The organism is Stenotrophomonas nitritireducens (assembly GCF_001431425.1).
In the GTDB taxonomy this organism is placed as follows: Bacteria; Pseudomonadota; Gammaproteobacteria; order Xanthomonadales; family Xanthomonadaceae; genus Stenotrophomonas; species Stenotrophomonas nitritireducens.
Map to the genome: position 1 here is coordinate 76,883 of NZ_LDJG01000008.1, position 16,040 is coordinate 92,922.

The window sequence follows — 16,040 nt, forward strand, 5'->3', positions numbered from 1 at the left end:
TGACCAGTACATAAATTAGCCGGTGTCGACGGGAACTTGTGCCGCCGCGGTGGAACACGGCCTGGCGCCGATCCAGCCGCCGCTTCCGTCGGGTTGTGTGGCGGATCCGGGCTGCATCGGGAACGCAGCGCGCCCGGGCCGCATCAGACAGGACAGGAGCGTAGGAATGGGCGGTTCGAGCTCGCATTCCCCTCCTGGAGGCTGCTTTCCCACGTCACCCACCGGAGCCGTCCAATGCTTGCCTATGCCCTGATCGTCTTCGCGGTCGCCGCCATCGGCGGCCTGGTCCTCGCCGCGCATGTCCTGCGCGGGAAGTTCGCGCCCTGGGCGCTGTCCCTGCTGCATGCGGTGCTGGGCGCCACCGGGCTTGTCCTGCTTGTCGTGCTGATGGTCCAGGGCGCCGCTTCCCGACCGGTCATGACCGGCCTGGCGGTATTGCTGCTCGCCGCGCTTGGCGGGTTCTTCCTCGCTTCGTTCCATCTGCGCCGGAAGCTGCCGCCCAAGGCGGTGGTGGCGATCCACGCCGGCGTCGCCGTCGCCGGCTTCCTGGTGCTGCTCAGCCAGGTGCTCTGACGCCATGCGCCATCCCCTGCATCCGGCGATAGTGCATTTCCCGGTGGCCTGCTGGTTGCTGGCCGTGGCGGCCGATGTTGCCGGCCTGTGGCTCGGGGAAAGCGCGTGGCGATGGTCCAGCGGCCTGCTCGTCGTTGGCTGCGCCATGGCGCTGCCGGCGATGCTGGCTGGCCTGCTGGAGCTGCGGCAGGTGCCCGAAGGCGCGCCCATGCGCGACGCCTATGCGCACATGACCGCCATGTTGATGGCGTTCGTCCTGTTCGCGGCGCGCCTGCTGCTGTGGCAGGAACAGGGTCATCCCCTGCCGCCGGGCCTGCCCGCCGTGCTGCTGGACGTCGCAGGCGCCGCCGCACTGGTGACCGGCGGATGGTTTGGCGGACGATTGGTGTACGGCCACGGCGTCGGTCGCGGACAGCCTTGAGCCGGCGCGACGACAACGTTTCATCCGATCAAGCATGACTCCCTGTCCTGGAGATGCACATCAACACCTTGTCCGCCACGCATGAATCGCTGCAGGCCCCGGGCATGCCGGAACCATCCGAGGCCGAGCTGACAGCACGCGCAATCTCAGGCGACGGCCGTGCCTTCGAAGTCCTGATGCGCCGGCACAACCGGCTGTTGTTCCGAACCGCGCGGAGCATCGTCAACGATGACGCGGAGGCCGAGGATGTCGTCCAGGACGCCTACCTGCACGCCTGGAGGGCGTTGCGCGACTACCGGACGGAGAGCCGCCTTTCGACCTGGCTGGTGCGCATCGCCATCAACGGGGCGCTGGGCCGCCTGCGCCGTAAAAGCGCGCAGGTCATTCCGCTGGAAACCGCCATGGCCGACCACGATTCCGACATCCAGTCCCGGCTTGCCGATGCGCCCGAACGCGGCCCGGAGCCGTCGGTGATGCGCGAGCAGATGCGCAGGCTGATGGAGGCGCGGATCGACCGGCTTCCGGAAGCGTTCCGCCTCGTGTTCGTGCTGCGCGCGGTCGAGGAAATGAGCGTGGAGGAAACCGCGCAGGCGCTGCGGATACCGGAGGCGACCGTCAGGACGCGCTTCTTCCGGGCACGCAGCCTGCTGCGCGAGAGCCTGGCCCGCGAAGTGGATACCGCACTCACCGACGCTTTCGGCTTCGACGGCGCGCGATGCGACCGCATCGTCGGGCGGGTGCTGGCCAAGGGCCTGGAGGAAGGATGGGTGCTCCCGGCGCCATCCTCGATGCCGGACTGAGTGGCCGCCCCCGCTACTTCACGTCGCCGCTGAAATCATGTCTTGACACCTGTGCGCCCCAAACTGAGGCTAGCGGCATGCACATCGACCTTACCGCCCTGAATCTCCGCGAGCTGGACATCCTGATCCGGGCCGCCAAGGACAGGCACAAGACGCTCACCGGGCGCGCGCCGGCGGAAAAGGTCAGGCGCATGCTGGCCACCGAAGCGCGGCGCGCCGGCTATGCGATCGAGGAAATCTTCGGGCCGGATGCCGATGCGGCGCGGCCGGAGCCGAAAACCCGCGGCAGGCGCAAGCGCGCCAAGGTCGAGCCGAAGTACCGCGATCCCGACAACCGCCGCAACACGTGGACCGGCCGTGGCCGGATGCCGCGCTGGCTTGCGGCGAAGACGAAACATGGACGGAGCGTGGCCGACTTCCTGATTCCGGGCGTGGCCAGGCTCACGCCGAAAACCCAGGCGGTCACCGGCCAACGCCGGCTGGTCAAACAGGGCTGAGTCGTTCGCCGAACCGCGTCGGCGTGGTGGCCGCCACGTCGCCGTTGCATCGGGAGAAATAGAAATCCGGCGGCGCGGTGACGATTGCCGCCACGCGGAAGGCACGTATCCACGCGCGGCGGATCGGCCGGTTTCACGCCCGCGTGCACACCGATTCACGACTGCATGACGAAACCGATGGGACCGTTGGGGCTCCGCTTCGGGAGTGCTCCGTGTCGCTGCGCATCCATCGCCCGCCATCTGCCCATCCATGCTTGGAGGCCCCGCAGGAACAAGCCGGCAGGGCGGCGCGGTGGCGGGAACGGAGGCGAAATGCCTGAGGGCCCGTCTCTTGTCCTGCTGCGCGAGGCCGCCGAGCGGTTCCGTGGCCACATCGTGCGCGAAGTGAGCGGCAACTCCCGCCAGGATCTGGCCCGCATGCGGGGGCGCGAGGTGCTCGGCGTGCGCACCTGGGGCAAGCATTTCCTGCTGGAGTTCGACGACTTCAGCATGCGCATCCACCTGATGATGTTCGGCAGCTGGCTGATAGACGAACGCAAGCCGGTACTGCCGCGGGTATCGCTGCGCTTCGACAACGGCGAGTTGAACTTCTACGCCTGCTCGGTGAAGTTCGTCGAACAGCCACTGGACGAGGTCTACGACTGGCGCGCCGACGTGATGAGCGACCAGTGGGATCCGCGCCTGGCGCGGCGCAAGCTCAAGGCCCTGCCCGACATGCTGGCCTGCGATGCCCTGCTGGACCAGCAGATATTCTCGGGCGTGGGCAACATCATCAAGAACGAGGTGCTGTTCCGGATCCGTGTCCACCCCGCGACCCGCATCGGCGACTTGCCGTCGCGCAAGCTGGGCCAGCTCATCGCGCAGGCGCGCGAATACAGCTTCGATTTCCTTGCCTGGAAACGCATCTACGAACTGCGCAGGCACTGGCTGGTGCATACCCGTGGCACCTGTCCTGTCTGTGGCGGCCCGATCAGGAAGGTCTACATGGGCAGGACCAATCGCCGCACGTTCTTCTGCACGCATTGCCAGAAGAACTACAGCGCCGAGCAGGCACCGGCGCGGTGAATCCGGCCCCGGGCCCGCCGGCGCGATTCCGGAGCATGGGCCGATAGCCTACGCTGCGGCTTCAACCTGGCTTCTTGAGAGTTGTCATGGGAAGGGGATTGCGTGGGGTGTTGTTGCTGTTGACAGGGATGTTCGGTGGCACGGCATGGGTGCCGGCAGTAATGGCCCAGGCAGTGCCGGTGGAAGCCTTCGCCAGGGCCAGCCCGTTCTCGCTGCCGCGCCTGTCGCCGACGGGCGAGTACCTCGCGTTCTCAACCGATTTCGGGGAGGGCAGCCATGCCGTGCAGGTCCTGCGCCTGTCCGACATGACGCGGACGGCCGTGCTGCGCCTCCCGCGCTACGAAAGCCCGTTCCAGATCGCCTGGGTGGGCGACAGGCGCCTGGTCGTCGCCAAGGGGCGCAAATATGGGTCGCTGGAGAGGCCGCTTCCCATGGGCGAGATCATCGCCAGCGATTTCGACGGAAAGAACCAGCGCTACATCTACGGCTACGAGCAACAGAACGCCGCGGCGGGGCTGGATCGTGGCTTCGGCCATATCGAAAGCGTGGCCGAGAGCAATGACGGCCGTTTCTACATGCGCCAGCTCAAGCGCAGCCCTACCTCGTCGATGCTCTACGTGGTCGACACGCAACGGCCGACGTTCAAGCTCATCGCCGACATCAATGTTCCGCAGCTGGAATTCCTGATCGACCGCAACGGCGTGGCGCGCTATGCATGGGGACGGAACGATGCGGACGACTACCTGTTGTACCGGTCGGATGACGGCAGGCGCTGGCAGCCCATGGCGGCGCCGCAGGCCGGCAGCATCTGGACGCCGCTGGCATTCTCGGCGGACAACACCAAGGTGTACGCCCGCTTCAGCCGCGACGAGCGGCCATCGCAGCTGGTAGTGAGTGACCTGGATGGCCGCGACTCCGAGGTGCTCGCCGGCGACAGCTTCGCGAGCATCGGCCTGACGCAGTGGACCGGCCACCCCTCGGTTCCGTTCGCGGCCGCGCCGCAGAGCGGTCGCCCCCGGCTGGATTACTTCGATCCGGGACGCCCCGAGGCCGAACTGCACAAGACCCTGGCGGGCCTGCTGCCGCAGCAGCACGTGACCTTCGTCGATGTGAGCCGCAACGGCCAGGTGGTGCTGCTGCATGTGGCCGGAGACCGCGACCCCGGCAGCTGGTATGTGTTGCGGCGTTCGGCCAACAAGCTGGAGAAGGTGCTGTCGACGCGCGAGGCCATCGATCCGGCCCTGATGGCCGAGCGGCGCGCGGTGCGCTTCAAGGCTGGCGACGGACTCGAACTGGAGGCCGTGCTCACGATCCCGCGCGACAGCGGGGGCCGCCGCCTTCCCACGGTGGTGTTGCCGCATGGTGGGCCGCATGGGGTCAGCGACGACTGGTTCTACGACACCGACGCGCAGTTCCTGGCCAACCGGGGTTACCTGGTGGTGCAGGTCAACTATCGCGGCAGCGGCGGGCGCGGGCGCGCGTTCGAGCGCATGGGCTACCTGCAATGGGGCACCCGCATCCAGCAGGATCTGCTGGACGGGCTGGATCACGCGGTGGCCTCCGGGCTGGCCGATCCTGAGCGGGTCTGTGCGATCGGCGCGAGCTTTGGCGCCTACTCGGCGATGATGCTGGCCGCGCGTGCGCCGGAGCGGATCCGGTGCGCTGTCGGCCTGGCTGGCGTCTACGACCTGAAGATGATGTACAGGAAGGGCGACATCAAGGATGACGCCTATGGGCGCAACTATCTGCAGCGCGTGATCGGCCGCAGCGACGAGGAGCTGCTGGCCAATTCGCCGGTGAGCCTGGCCGCGGACATCCAGGCACCGGTGCTGCTGGTGCATGGCGAGCGTGATGAAAGAGCGCCCATCGCACAGGCGAACGCCATGCGCAGCGCTTTGATTGCGGCAGGGAAGGCGCCGGGCTGGATGGCGGTTCCAGGCGAGGGCCACGGCTTCTACAGCGACGACAACAGCATCGCGTTCTATCGCGCGCTGGAAAAATTCCTGCAGGAGCATATCGGCGGCTGAACCGCGCCCGGAATATATCCCGAAGCGCAGCCGATGGATTCCATCGGCTGCGCTTGGCCGGCTACTTCTGTGTGGACAGGTACTCGATCACCGCCTGCCGGCGCTGCGGGTCGGAGGTCGCATTGAGCATGCGCGTACCGGGCACCTGCTTCTGCGGCGAGGCGAGGAAGGCATCCAGCGTCTGCGCATTCCAGACGATGCCGCTGCTCTTCATCGCCTCGGAGTAGGCATACCCCGGCGCACTGCCGGCACGGCGGCCGATCACGCCATGCAGGTTGGGACCGAAGCGATGCCCCAGATCGGCGCGGGTGTCGTGGCAGCCGGCGCAGATGGCGAAGGCCCGCTCCAGTTCGCGTTGATGCGGCGTGGCATCGGTGGCGTGGTTGAACGCGTCGCGCTGGCCGCAGGCGCATAACGCCGCGCCCATTCCGAGCAGCAGGATGCAGCGCCGCACGGCACCCTTGCGCCAGCGCATCCGCAGCTGCCGGGCTTGCCCGCCGGAACGCGAAGCCTTTTCCATTCCCATGCCGGCAACCACGCGCGGTCGCGCCATCACATCGCCGGGTAGTTGGGCCCGCCGCCGCCCTGCGGGGTCACCCACACGATGTTCTGGGTCGGGTCCTTGATGTCGCAGGTCTTGCAGTGCACGCAGTTCTGCGCGTTGATCTGCAGTCGCGTGTCGGCACCTTCTCCAACGAACTCGTACACGCCCGCCGGGCAGTAGCGCGCCTCAGGGCCGGCGTATTCGGCCAGGTTGATCCGTACCGGCACCGCCGGGTCCTTCAGCGTCAGGTGGCTGGGCTGGTCTTCCTCGTGGTTGGTCGAGGACAGGAACACCGAGCTCAGCCGGTCGAAGGTCAGCACGTTGTCCGGCTTCGGGTAGTCGATCTTCGAGTGTTTGGCCGCCGGCTCCAGGCATTGGTGATCGGCCTGGGCGCGGTGGAGCGTCCACGGCGCATTGCGCAGGCCCAGCTTGGGCAACAGCCACTGCTCGATGCCGGTCATCAGCGTCGCCAGCGTTCGCCCCTTCTTGAACCACTGCTTGAAGTTCTTGGACTGCAACAGTTCGGTCTTGAGCCAGCTGTTCTCGAATGCTTCCGGGTAGGCGCTCAACTCATCGCGCGAGCGGCCAGCCACCAATGCGTCGAACGCGGCCTCGGCGGCCAGCATGCCGGTCTTGATCGCCGCATGGCTGCCCTTGATGCGGCTGACGTTGAGGTAGCCGGCTTCGCAGCCGACCAGCGCGCCGCCCGGGAACACCGTCTTCGGCAGCGACAGGATGCCGCCGGCGGTGATTGCACGCGCGCCATAGGCGATGCGCTTGCCGCCCTCCAGGTGTTTGCGGATCGCCGGGTGGGTCTTGAAGCGCTGAAACTCCTCGAACGGGCTCAGCCACGGGTTCTTGTAATCCAGGCCGACCACATAGCCGATCGAGACCTTGCCGCCGTCGGCGTGGTACAGGAACGCGCCGCCATAGGTGTCGTCATCCAGCGGCCAGCCGGCGGCATGCACCACCAGTCCCGGCTCATGTTTGGCCGGGTCGATCTGCCACAGCTCCTTGATGCCGATGCCGTAGCTCTGCGGATCCTTGCCTTCGTCGAGCTTGAAACGAGAGATCAGCTGGCGGCCGAGATGGCCGCGCGAGCCCTCGGCGAAGATCGTGTACCGGGCATGCAGTTCCATGCCGCGCTCGAAGTTCGGGCCGGGCGTGCCGTCCTTGTGGATGCCCATGTCGCCGGTGGCCACGCCCATCACCGCGCCGTTCTCATCAAACAGCACCTCGGCGGCGGCGAAACCCGGGAAGATCGCTACTTCCAGCGCCTCGGCCTGCTGCGCCAGCCAGCGCGTCACTTCGCCCAGGCTGACGATGTAGTTGCCGTGGTTCTGGAAGCACTCGGGCAGCAGCCAGTTCGGCGTGGCCTTGGCGCCGGTCTCGTCCAGGAACAGGAACTCGTCGCGGGTCACCGCCTGCTTCAGCGGCGCGCCCTTGGCCTGCCAGTCCGGGAACAGCTCGCTCAACGCGCGTGGGTCCATCACCGCGCCGGAGAGGATGTGCGCGCCCGGCTCGGAGCCCTTTTCCAGCACGCACACCGACAGGTCCTGGCCCTTCTCCATGGCCAGCTGGCGCAGGCGGATGGCCGTGGCCAGGCCGGCCGGGCCGGCGCCCACGATCACCACGTCGAACTCCATCGCTTCGCGCGGCGGAAGGGCGGAGGAAGCTTCAATGTTCATGCAGGGACTCTTGGCTGGGGCCGGCGACGGCGTGGCGACGGTCTGAAGCCCCATTTTCACCGACCCGGCGGCGATCTTCCAATCTGCGGGCACTGCCTGCAGCCTCGCCAGCCACATGAAGGCGGCGCGTGGGCCTCGGCGGTGGTCGAACAGCCGGGCGATACGCGCCTGGGAGAAGGGGAATTCCGACTCCTGCCGAGCTCGATGAGCGCGCACGCAGTGGGCCCACTGGAACGTCCATGACCAGCCTGCCGCGGTAGGCGATGTCCACGATCACCGGCTCCGGGGAGTCGAATGGCCGGTCCAGCTCCCTGTGTGCCTGACGCCTGCATCAAGCCGAGCCTCGAAGCGGGTTCGGCTTGAACGGGGTGTTGGATCGCCTCCCCACCGTGTCTGGGCACTTGTACCGCACGAATTTCTGGCTTGGCACGGACGTGTCGTCAATCAGCTGACGCCCATCTCGAGAGAGCTTGAAGTTTGCAGTGGAAAGCCAAGTCTCCCCTTCACCCGATAGTTCAGAGATCAGGGCGATCTCGCCGTCTCCACGGGTCACCACAGCTCTGATCGGACCATCGCTTTCCCAGTAGGAAATATGCCGGGGCGCGATGCGAAGAACCATGTCGTCCGCGTCCGACCCGCAAGAGTCAGGGCTTCCGGCCCAATGCCCAAGAAAACGATCTGGAACCGCCGCGCCACCATCGTCGGCAAGAACCGAGGCGGGCAGCAGCAATGCGGCGATTGCCCAGGCGGTCTTCATTGGACTCTCCGAAGGTCTAGCGCCTGGGCCAAGCGGCGCCGCGAAACGGCGTCGGCTTGAATGAGTCGTCAGGCTGCGTCACGACGATTGGCGATATGGATGACGCGCCCGATGAAATAGAGAGTGACGCCACCCAGGAAGCTTCCGAACGTAAGCCAGATAAGAAGGAATCGCGTTGATTCCGCCGCAGGACGCAGGAACAGCGTCGAGGCAAAGGCGACGACGGCGATGGCCAGGAAAAGCAGGCCGGATTTGACATAAATATTTGCGCCATCAAGGCGGAATTTGAACATGCATTACTCCTTTTCCATCTTCTGCCGTCAGCCTGGCAGGCTCACGCTTCATGCCTTGAGTTTCCCCGGCCTGGGTGCCGAGAGCCCGGCGTGCGTACCCGATAACGTCCCGGTGTCGGCGCCACCATGATTCAGCATGGGGCGTACGTCGGACCTCGCGTCCAGCGCCCGGACAGCGGGTCGGGGTTTCCCTCGAACTGATGAGCGCGGGCCTGGGACGCGATGCTGACGGCCAGCCAACTGTAGCGGAGAAATGCCATGGCGGCAGCAGGGATCGCGGTGATCAAGACCCGCCTGGATCAGCTGCTGGAAGGGCCGAGCAAAGTAGCCCGTTTCCCAACACCGCAACCGGAACGGCCAAGGCCATCCAGCGGCTGCGAGTACTGAAGTCGACCGGGATCGTGGGGGGCTCCATCGGCGGCTACAGGCAGTCGCTGTTGGAAGCCTGCTGCGATGCTGGCCTGTGGACTGCGCGGGTGTGCCCATGCCAAGCCTGTAGCTTCGCGCGAGCCACGGGTGAGCTGGCCAGGACCGATGCCATGGATGCCCCTTGCGGGCACTGATGGCGCGGCTCTTTGCCGATCGCCTTCCGTCCCTGCCAGGCACGGCCACCATGGCAGCGTGAGATGCGCGACCGACTGCGTCGAAGGGCTCAGGAGGTCGTGACGTTGCAGGCAAAGAAACAGCAGGCGGCGGCGGCCCCAGCATCGGTGCGCAAGCGGGTTTCCCGTACCATCGCTGTATTGGCCCGCCGCCGAATCTCGATCAATGAAGCCGTCCATGTACTGATCAAAAGGTATGGATAGCCTGGCGTGCGATCCAGCGAGGGACTCGGCCCGGTCTTCCAAGCCACCGTACTGGTGTTGCTGCCCGAGTCGGGTCATCTCGGTCGCCGATGGATCGCCAAGCCGCCCGGCGTGGCGCCCATGAATCGGGATGGTGGCCAAGGCGGCGGACAACGCCGCCCCGCGCACGGCGATCGTCAGCGTAGGTAGGCCACACTGTCAGCGATGCGTTGAGAGCCGCTGATGAAAGCGTAATGCCAGCAACTGCATGGGCGCGGAAAGCAGCGCAGGGCCGCGCTGGTGGCCTGCATGCGCAAGCTGCCGGGAATCGTCAATGCCAATCGGCGTTATGAAACGCGTACCGGAAATTTGACCATGGCCTGGGCAGCAGCTTCAGAAGACTGTTGCTGGATCGGGACCGGCCGCGAAGCGAAGGCGGCCTGGATGCGTTGTCAGGGTGCACTCAACTGCGGTCGACAATTCTTGTGATCTGCCCATTGCCGAACGAAAATTCTGATTCGCCCTGAAGATAAAGGACGGTGCCTGCCGATGGGCCATCGGGAATGTCTGCGGCCAGTTTCCCCCGGTAGGCGATGACTGCGATGGCAGAATCATGGCCGAATTCCAGGCCTGCGATGCGCTGCTCGCGCTCGGAGAACAACGACCTGGATTGCTCTGCGAGTTTCCTGAACTCATCTATGCCACTTGTCGCTGCTGTGAGTTGATCGCCGGAATAGTTCTCGAAGCGAACATCCTGGGAAAGAAGCGAAAGCATGCCGTCAACGTCGTAGGCGTTGTAGGCAGCCAGGTAGCGGTCGATGAGGTCTTTCATGCTTGAAATTTTCATGATCTCTCCATGCACATCTGCCGCTTGAGTTGAGCCGCGTGCGAAGCAGCGCCGGCTTGAACCAATTGTCAGTCATGGTGTCCGGCAGGCTGTGATTGCTTGAGAAAGTGCATGCACATACGCACGAACCCGAAAGAGAAAAGTACTGCAAATACGGCATACACGGTGAGCGTGGCCAGATGTGCCTCAGGGCCGAACGTCATCTCCAGGCTGCCGCCCCAAGACTGCTCGAAAATCCACCACGCCGGAAGTAGGAGCGTACTTGCCAGAACGCTGAAGCGGCCAGGCAACCGGGTCTTTACGGCAACGAACAAGGCCGCCATGGCCACGCAAAGAAAGGCAAACACGCTGATCCAAAACCCGATCATGCCGATGCTGCCAAGGAGCTCGATCTCTCCTGCCGTAGGTGGCGTTGCGTCAACGATGCGAACAGGACTACCTGCCATGATGGCTGATGTCCATGTCAAGCCACGCCGCGCCACGAAGTGGCGTCAGCTCGGGCAAATTGTCAGGTGCCATGCAGGATCCTATAAATCAATGGAGAAATAATTGGCCTCATGCAACATGCCTTTTCGAAAATAGAACCGGTGCGCGTCCGTGCGTTTCACGCCAGATACCAGCCGCAGCTGGCGGCAGCCTTCACGTTTGGCTTCGGCGGCAAGCCAGTTGAACAGATGATCACCATAGCCCTTTGATCTTTCGGTCTGCCTGGTGACGAGGTCTTCGATTTCAAGGTATTTTCCGGAATGGAGCCATTCGGAAATCCGGTATCCCGCCACCGCCTTTATGTCTTCGTCGATCAGATAGGCGATTCTGAATCCAGTGGTCTGGCTCAGTCTGTTTATCGTGTTGAGAAAATCTTTCTCCTGGAGATGCGGCCTGAGTTCACGGATTATCGGATGACACGCGGCGATCTCATTGCTGCTTTGTGCAACTTGTATTCTGACGGTCACGAATGCTTTCCTTGGTGGCCAACGCCGGAGCTGAGCTGCGTCACGGAGCGGCGTCGGCTTGAGTGATTGTTGGGCCGCAGGCGGCCTGCAGGCCTGGTTGGCGTTGTACTGCAATGGATCCCAGCGATTTTCGGTCCTGCGCTGCAGCGTGCGGAAGCTCGCCTTATCGTGCAGCAAGCCTTCAGAGTTTCCTTCCAGCATCTTCTCGGGTGAAATTCGAAAAGGTCTTCCCGTCGAAACGGTACACGCCGCCCGATGTGCCCACCCAAAGAGTTCCATCCCTGTCTTCCAGGATGCTTTGAACATAGGTGTTTCCAAGACCGTCTGCGCTCGAATAATGGGTGAATGACTTTCCATCATGGCGATACAGGCCGTCGCCCAGGAGGCTCACCCAAAGCAACCCCGCCCGATCTTCCAGCATCGTCCAAACATAGCCGCCATCAGCGTCGGGCTTCATCGATGAATGAGCGAATGCAATCCCATCGTAGCGGCTCAGTCCGGCATCGCGGGTGCCGAACCAGAGGATCCCTGCCCGGTCCTGCATGATCGTCTGCACGATATCGCTACCCAGCCCATCCTGCTTGGAGAAACGGACTATGTTGGACCCATCGTAACGAAAGGCACCCCGGCCATTGGAACCGAACCAGATATTTCCATCGCGATCCTCGGCGATACTCCACATCAGGCTGGCCGCATGACCGGTGACATCGACCCCCGGGATCTCGAAGTTGGAGAAAGTGTTTCCGTCGTAGCGCGACACGCCACCCGCAGTGCCTATCCAAAGGACTCCCGACCGATCCAGCAGCAGGCTCCATACATCATCATCGGGTAGCCCGTCACGTGCGGTAAAGTTTGCAAACGACTTGCCGTCGTATCGTGAGACGCCGCCCGAAGTGGCGAGCCATAGATGGCCATTCCGGTCCTGAACGATGCCTCTTACCGTTCGGCCCGCCAATCCTTGCTCAACTGAATAGTAGTGCAAGGCGTTGCCGTCATACCGAACTACGCCGTCGTCATTGGTGCCGAACCATATGTCGCCAGCTTTGTCCTGAAACATCCGGCGTATGTACTGACTGACTTGGGTGGTTTCTGACTTCAGGAAGCCGGGTTGGCGCAAGGCAACTGCACTGGTCGGGCGCGCCTCGACTGAGCTTCCGAGTGCAGGAGCTCCGTTCGGGCGAGCGCCGCTCTCTTGCCCCCTGAAACACACCGCTAGCATCAACAACAACATCGGCCATGACAGCTTTAAGATCCAGGCGTTGCTTTTCACACGACTTCCTCTGATCTCGTTACGTGCTGTATCCCCGGGGCGGATGTTTGGCGTCTGTAGCAGTGACGGTCAGAAGCAGCAATGAATCTACTTCTGCGGTCTTACGCCTGAGTTAAGCCGTGCCGCGAAGCGGCGTCGGCTTGAATGAATTGTTAGCAGACTACTCGTGTGGTGCCAGTCGATAGGTTTTAGGAAACTTAGACTGAAAGCTGTCGATCCCCGTGTAGTCCAACAGACCAATCGCTTGCTTCCTAGCCATATCGGATTGCTTGGCCAGCGACCCGGAAAAGCGCTGATCGCCCCAATGCAACAGCAAGGCCAGAACTGAGCAGGCATGCGGCTCCGCACCTGCGCCAATGATGCTTGATCGATCCAGATATGCAAGGAAGTTCTCGAGCCCTTGCTCAGAGGCGAAGGCAGCTTTAAGGCCAGCCAGATAGTCGTAATGATCGAACTGCTTGGCTTGCGGGCAGAGGTCGGAGCAGGCGTCGGCAGAACCGGACAGGATCTCCTTAACCCAAGACGCGCATTGTTTATCCGCGTCATCGGCGGAGGCCGAGCCAGGCGCAAGAGCCAAGGCCATCAAAGCTGCGAGCCGTTTCATGTCTGCTAACTCTGGAATTAAGCCGACTCGCGCAGTGAGTTCGGCTTGAATGAACTGTTAGGCCGCCGGCTCATGGCTGCTAAGCCTGACTTGATAGTTAAGTTGTCTGTCAACAGTGCCCACTGCCTCTACGGCACCAGCAGCTACAAGCTTGCGCAGGCGGTATGAGAAGAAGACGTCTGGCACCGCTGGAAAACTTGAGAGCAAGGAAGCGTATGCGCTTGCAACTACGTTCTTTGCGTCACTCCAAGACAGCGTTAGCGCGTCGATGACAGCCGCATCAATGGCTTGAACGTCGCTGCCACTGAGCGATGCCACACGCTCAAGGTCAGACTCTCTTGGCTGTTCTTGTGGATTCACGACTGTGCTCTTCCTGCGGCCTAACGCTTGAGTTAAGCCGCGCCGCGAAGCGGCGTCGGCTTGAATGAATTGTTAGCCCGTCTATTCAACCGGCTTGGGCCGACTTTGAGAAAATTCTGTCTCAATAAAATCTAACCATGCATTAACTCTGTAGTGTTCCTCTGGGGCGACTTTGAGCAGGCCTTTTAGAACCTGTTTAGCCTCTGAGAGCTCGCCAAGCTGGTAGTGCGCTTTGGCAAGAGCCCAGTGGGCCGCAGGACGCCTGGGTTGAGCACCAACCCACTCCATGGCAGTGAATTTCGCTGCCGTGCTTTGGCCTGAGGCAAGCAGGTCCTCTAGTTCATTGTGCTTGGATTGACTGGCGTTCTCGCGGCGGTTGTCTCGCATCACGCTGATGATGTTGGCCACCAAGAAGAAGAAAATGCCGACAACAGCTACAACGCCGAGGGCGATGAACGCCAGCAGCCACTTGATGGCAGTCAGTTCGCGAAGAAGTGGCTCGACAGATTCCAAGGGAACTCCGCTGTGAGGGCTAACTCTGGAATTAAGCCGACTCGCGAAGCGAGTTCGGCTTGAATGAACTGTTAGGGCGCTACTCCACTACGCTCGTGCCCCAGCCATCATAGTCACCGCCGTGCTTGGTCGCTACTGCCTCAAGAGCACGCGTCGTTGCGGTCATAGCATCCAATTGCGGCACCATCTCACGGGTAGCATGAATCTGCCATTGCGACTGTCCGGAAGTACGATCTATTGAAGTGATGGTGTAGCCAAGTTGCTCCATATCCGCAGCCGCAGCTTTAGCTTTTCTTTCGGTTGGTACGAACATGAAGAAATCAATGTTATGCGGCTTTGAAACGTTCGATCCGGCAGAAACCAAGTTCTCTATGACGCGAGCGTCCTGTTGTTCTGCTATGGACTGAGCCATGCAAGGGCCAGAGAAGAGCAGGGAAAGCAAAGTCAGATGGAGGAAAACTTTCATAGTGCCCTAACGCTTGAGTTAAGCCGCGCCGCGAGGCGGCGTCGGCTTGAATGAATTGTTAGGCCTCACTTGCCCGGTAGGGAAGAGGTGCCGTGAGCGCTTTTGCGAGACTTGGAAATAGCTAAGAAGGCGACACCTAGCGCCGTGAGCGAGGGGCCGAGTGCCCAGAAGACCGTTAGTTGAGTGGTTAGGCCAATGATGAGAAAGACGATTCCATTGGCGAGAAACACGAAGCCGATGAGCAAGAGGCTTCTAATCGAATCCATGATGTTGCTCCTTGTGAGGCCTAACGCCTGAATTAAGCCGCGCCGCGAAGCGGCGTCGGCTTGAATGAATTGTTAGGCCTCACGGCCTGGCCCCTGAATCGCCTCAAACCGCTCTGCACAATCTAAGCAAAGCCCAATTTCATTGAGGGCAAGGGGATGGAAGTGCTCCATTGCTTTGTCCTTAAAGTACAGCCCTTCTTTCACCTGAATCTTGACAGGATCGTATCCGGTGCTTTGGCACATGACACATTGGTTCAAGTACTTCTTGAACCCTCGATACTCATCCAGCCACTCGTCCCGATCACGTCCTGTCTTCATAAGGCCTAACGCCTGAATTAAGCCGACCCGCGAAGCGGGTTCGGCTTGAATGAATTGTTAGGTGGCAGCTTAACGCTCATTGGTCCGACTAGCCTCCTGAAAAAGCGCAGCCAGGTCCGAGCTGGACATCTTGCTGAGACTGTCATAAGCAGGCTTGGTGGCGGACTCGGCCCCAGTCCCTTCGCCGTGCAGCTCAATGCCACCGTTACCGTTCGGCGTGAGGACAAATACGAACGGAGTAGCAGGATTGGGCGCGTCGGCAGCGACCACTACAGAATGGCCATCAGCGCAGCCATACGCGAGCCAGTCATTGCCTCCGAACTGCTTCACTGCAGGTCCAATGTCGCATCGGAGCGCCGGTTGCTCAGTGGCAGGCTCAGTCGACGTGCCAGCAGTAAGAATCGTTATGAGTAGAGTTGCGATCATGTCTGCTCTGCCGCCTAACGCTTGAGTTAAGCCGCGCCGCGAGGCGGCGTCGGCTTGAATGAATTGTTAGGCCTCACTTGCCCGGTAGGGAAGAGGTGCCGTGAGCGCTTTTGCGAGACTTGGAAGTAGCTAAGAAGGCGACACCTAGCGCCGTGAGCGAGGGGCCGAGTGCCCAGAAGACCGTTAGTTGAGTGGTTAGGCCAATGATGAGAAAGACGATTCCATTGGCGAGAAACACGAAGCCGATGAGCAAGAGGCTTCTAATCGAATCCATGATGTTGCTCCTTGTGAGGCCTAACGCCTGAATTAAGTCGCGCCACGAAGTGGCGTCGGCTTGAATGAATTGTTAGGGGGCGCCACGGCTAGTCGAAGCACATGCCAGCCACAACCATCCCCGCCTTGACCTCGTTGTAGCATCCGTAGATGTCATGCGTATCCGTTTGGCACGTGCCACCGGCTTTAGCCCCTATGACGGCATCCTGTGCGGCCTTGCACATACCCTGACACTCCGCCCCATCTTTGCACTCCCTGCCGCCATCCGTGTAGGGAACGACACAGGCTGGTGCG

Annotated in this window: 20 protein-coding genes; 6 read left to right on the plus strand and 14 right to left on the minus strand. The window is 62.3% G+C overall.

Annotated features, from left to right (window positions below; genetic code table 11):
• The first annotated feature begins 234 nt into the window (after positions 1-234).
• From ABB22_RS06810 to ABB22_RS06835, 6 genes are all read left to right on the plus strand, one after another.
• Positions 235-573, plus strand: a complete 339-nt coding sequence (locus ABB22_RS06810; protein WP_055772868.1) for a hypothetical protein — start codon at positions 235-237, stop codon at positions 571-573.
• 4 nt (positions 574-577) lie between these two features.
• Positions 578-994 carry a DUF2231 domain-containing protein gene (locus ABB22_RS06815; protein WP_055772871.1) on the plus strand — a complete coding sequence of 139 codons (417 nt, stop codon included), beginning with the start codon at positions 578-580 and terminating at the stop codon, positions 992-994.
• Between the two features lie 68 nt (positions 995-1,062).
• Positions 1,063-1,794 (plus strand): RNA polymerase sigma factor, encoded by a 732-nt coding sequence (locus tag ABB22_RS06820; protein ID WP_200911412.1) that lies wholly within the window; start codon positions 1,063-1,065, stop codon positions 1,792-1,794.
• A complete protein-coding gene (locus ABB22_RS06825; RefSeq protein WP_235504354.1) occupies positions 1,758-2,291 on the plus strand; it encodes an H-NS histone family protein in 534 nt (177 codons plus the stop codon). Before ABB22_RS06820 ends, ABB22_RS06825 begins: the two co-directional genes overlap by 37 nt.
• A 312-nt stretch (positions 2,292-2,603) precedes the next feature.
• Entirely contained in the window at positions 2,604-3,356 is a 753-nt protein-coding gene (locus tag ABB22_RS06830; RefSeq protein ID WP_055772880.1) for a DNA-formamidopyrimidine glycosylase family protein, read from the plus strand.
• Positions 3,357-3,517: 161 nt separating this feature from the next.
• On the plus strand, positions 3,518-5,383 hold the full coding sequence (locus ABB22_RS06835; protein WP_235504355.1) for an alpha/beta hydrolase family protein: 1,866 nt from the start codon (positions 3,518-3,520) through the stop codon (positions 5,381-5,383).
• A gap of 61 nt (positions 5,384-5,444) precedes the next feature.
• Here ABB22_RS06835 and ABB22_RS06840 read toward each other — a convergent pair whose 3' ends face one another.
• The 14 genes from ABB22_RS06840 to ABB22_RS06890 form a co-directional block, all read right to left on the minus strand.
• Positions 5,445-5,936, minus strand: a complete 492-nt coding sequence (locus ABB22_RS06840) for a c-type cytochrome (protein ID WP_244481332.1) — start codon at positions 5,934-5,936, stop codon at positions 5,445-5,447.
• Positions 5,936-7,615, minus strand: coding sequence for an electron transfer flavoprotein-ubiquinone oxidoreductase (locus tag ABB22_RS06845; protein WP_055772888.1), 1,680 nt, complete (start codon positions 7,613-7,615; stop codon positions 5,936-5,938). The genes ABB22_RS06840 and ABB22_RS06845 overlap by 1 nt, the downstream gene beginning before the upstream one ends.
• A gap of 331 nt (positions 7,616-7,946) precedes the next feature.
• Positions 7,947-8,372, minus strand: coding sequence for a hypothetical protein (locus ABB22_RS18090; RefSeq protein WP_152984059.1), 426 nt, complete (start codon positions 8,370-8,372; stop codon positions 7,947-7,949).
• 68 nt (positions 8,373-8,440) lie between these two features.
• The gene (locus tag ABB22_RS06850) at positions 8,441-8,665 is read right to left on the minus strand and encodes a hypothetical protein (protein ID WP_055772891.1); all 225 of its coding nucleotides are present in this window, start codon (positions 8,663-8,665) and stop codon (positions 8,441-8,443) included.
• Positions 8,666-9,913: 1,248 nt separating this feature from the next.
• A complete protein-coding gene (locus ABB22_RS06855) occupies positions 9,914-10,297 on the minus strand; it encodes a nuclear transport factor 2 family protein (RefSeq protein ID WP_055772894.1) in 384 nt (127 codons plus the stop codon).
• 68 nt (positions 10,298-10,365) lie between these two features.
• Positions 10,366-10,743 carry a hypothetical protein gene (locus ABB22_RS06860; RefSeq protein WP_152984060.1) on the minus strand — a complete coding sequence of 126 codons (378 nt, stop codon included), beginning with the start codon at positions 10,741-10,743 and terminating at the stop codon, positions 10,366-10,368.
• A gap of 81 nt (positions 10,744-10,824) precedes the next feature.
• Entirely contained in the window at positions 10,825-11,451 is a 627-nt protein-coding gene (locus ABB22_RS17700) for a GNAT family N-acetyltransferase (RefSeq protein ID WP_082443803.1), read from the minus strand.
• The gene (locus tag ABB22_RS17705) at positions 11,432-12,520 is read right to left on the minus strand and encodes a ligand-binding sensor domain-containing protein (RefSeq protein ID WP_152984061.1); all 1,089 of its coding nucleotides are present in this window, start codon (positions 12,518-12,520) and stop codon (positions 11,432-11,434) included. The genes ABB22_RS17700 and ABB22_RS17705 overlap by 20 nt, the downstream gene beginning before the upstream one ends.
• A gap of 160 nt (positions 12,521-12,680) precedes the next feature.
• Positions 12,681-13,124 carry a hypothetical protein gene (locus ABB22_RS06870; protein ID WP_055772904.1) on the minus strand — a complete coding sequence of 148 codons (444 nt, stop codon included), beginning with the start codon at positions 13,122-13,124 and terminating at the stop codon, positions 12,681-12,683.
• Between the two features lie 57 nt (positions 13,125-13,181).
• Positions 13,182-13,484: a DUF3658 domain-containing protein gene (locus tag ABB22_RS18995; protein WP_161809352.1), complete on the minus strand. Its 303-nt coding sequence runs from the start codon at positions 13,482-13,484 to the stop codon at positions 13,182-13,184.
• Positions 13,485-13,565: 81 nt separating this feature from the next.
• Complete coding sequence (locus ABB22_RS06875; protein WP_057505122.1) at positions 13,566-13,997, minus strand: tetratricopeptide repeat protein; 432 nt, start codon at positions 13,995-13,997, stop codon at positions 13,566-13,568.
• Positions 13,998-14,076: 79 nt separating this feature from the next.
• Positions 14,077-14,463: a ribonuclease E inhibitor RraB gene (locus ABB22_RS17715; RefSeq protein ID WP_082443808.1), complete on the minus strand. Its 387-nt coding sequence runs from the start codon at positions 14,461-14,463 to the stop codon at positions 14,077-14,079.
• A 65-nt stretch (positions 14,464-14,528) separates the two neighbouring features.
• On the minus strand, positions 14,529-14,729 hold the full coding sequence (locus ABB22_RS06880) for a hypothetical protein (RefSeq protein WP_057505123.1): 201 nt from the start codon (positions 14,727-14,729) through the stop codon (positions 14,529-14,531).
• 817 nt (positions 14,730-15,546) lie between these two features.
• Entirely contained in the window at positions 15,547-15,747 is a 201-nt protein-coding gene (locus tag ABB22_RS06890; protein ID WP_055772907.1) for a hypothetical protein, read from the minus strand.
• Positions 15,748-16,040 lie beyond the last annotated feature (293 nt).

Bases quoted from the DNA above. Each gene is read 5' to 3' on its own strand.
- ABB22_RS18090 (WP_152984059.1), bottom strand. From the start codon at position 8,372: ATGAAGACCGCCTGGGCAATCGCCGCATTGCTGCTGCCCGCCTCGGTT.
- ABB22_RS06880 (WP_057505123.1), bottom strand. From the start codon at position 14,729: ATGGATTCGATTAGAAGCCTCTTGCTCATCGGCTTCGTGTTTCTCGCC.
- ABB22_RS06855 (WP_055772894.1), bottom strand. From the start codon at position 10,297: ATGAAAATTTCAAGCATGAAAGACCTCATCGACCGCTACCTGGCTGCC.
- ABB22_RS06850 (WP_055772891.1), bottom strand. From the start codon at position 8,665: ATGTTCAAATTCCGCCTTGATGGCGCAAATATTTATGTCAAATCCGGC.
- ABB22_RS17715 (WP_082443808.1), bottom strand. From the start codon at position 14,463: ATGAAAGTTTTCCTCCATCTGACTTTGCTTTCCCTGCTCTTCTCTGGC.
- ABB22_RS06890 (WP_055772907.1), bottom strand. From the start codon at position 15,747: ATGGATTCGATTAGAAGCCTCTTGCTCATCGGCTTCGTGTTTCTCGCC.
- ABB22_RS06860 (WP_152984060.1), bottom strand. From the start codon at position 10,743: ATGGCAGGTAGTCCTGTTCGCATCGTTGACGCAACGCCACCTACGGCA.
- ABB22_RS06845 (WP_055772888.1), bottom strand. From the start codon at position 7,615: ATGAACATTGAAGCTTCCTCCGCCCTTCCGCCGCGCGAAGCGATGGAG.
- ABB22_RS06810 (WP_055772868.1), top strand. From the start codon at position 235: ATGCTTGCCTATGCCCTGATCGTCTTCGCGGTCGCCGCCATCGGCGGC.
- ABB22_RS06830 (WP_055772880.1), top strand. From the start codon at position 2,604: ATGCCTGAGGGCCCGTCTCTTGTCCTGCTGCGCGAGGCCGCCGAGCGG.
- ABB22_RS06815 (WP_055772871.1), top strand. From the start codon at position 578: ATGCGCCATCCCCTGCATCCGGCGATAGTGCATTTCCCGGTGGCCTGC.
- ABB22_RS06825 (WP_235504354.1), top strand. From the start codon at position 1,758: ATGGGTGCTCCCGGCGCCATCCTCGATGCCGGACTGAGTGGCCGCCCC.
- ABB22_RS06835 (WP_235504355.1), top strand. From the start codon at position 3,518: ATGGCCCAGGCAGTGCCGGTGGAAGCCTTCGCCAGGGCCAGCCCGTTC.
- ABB22_RS06870 (WP_055772904.1), bottom strand. From the start codon at position 13,124: ATGAAACGGCTCGCAGCTTTGATGGCCTTGGCTCTTGCGCCTGGCTCG.
- ABB22_RS06840 (WP_244481332.1), bottom strand. From the start codon at position 5,936: ATGGCGCGACCGCGCGTGGTTGCCGGCATGGGAATGGAAAAGGCTTCG.
- ABB22_RS17700 (WP_082443803.1), bottom strand. From the start codon at position 11,451: ATGCTGGAAGGAAACTCTGAAGGCTTGCTGCACGATAAGGCGAGCTTC.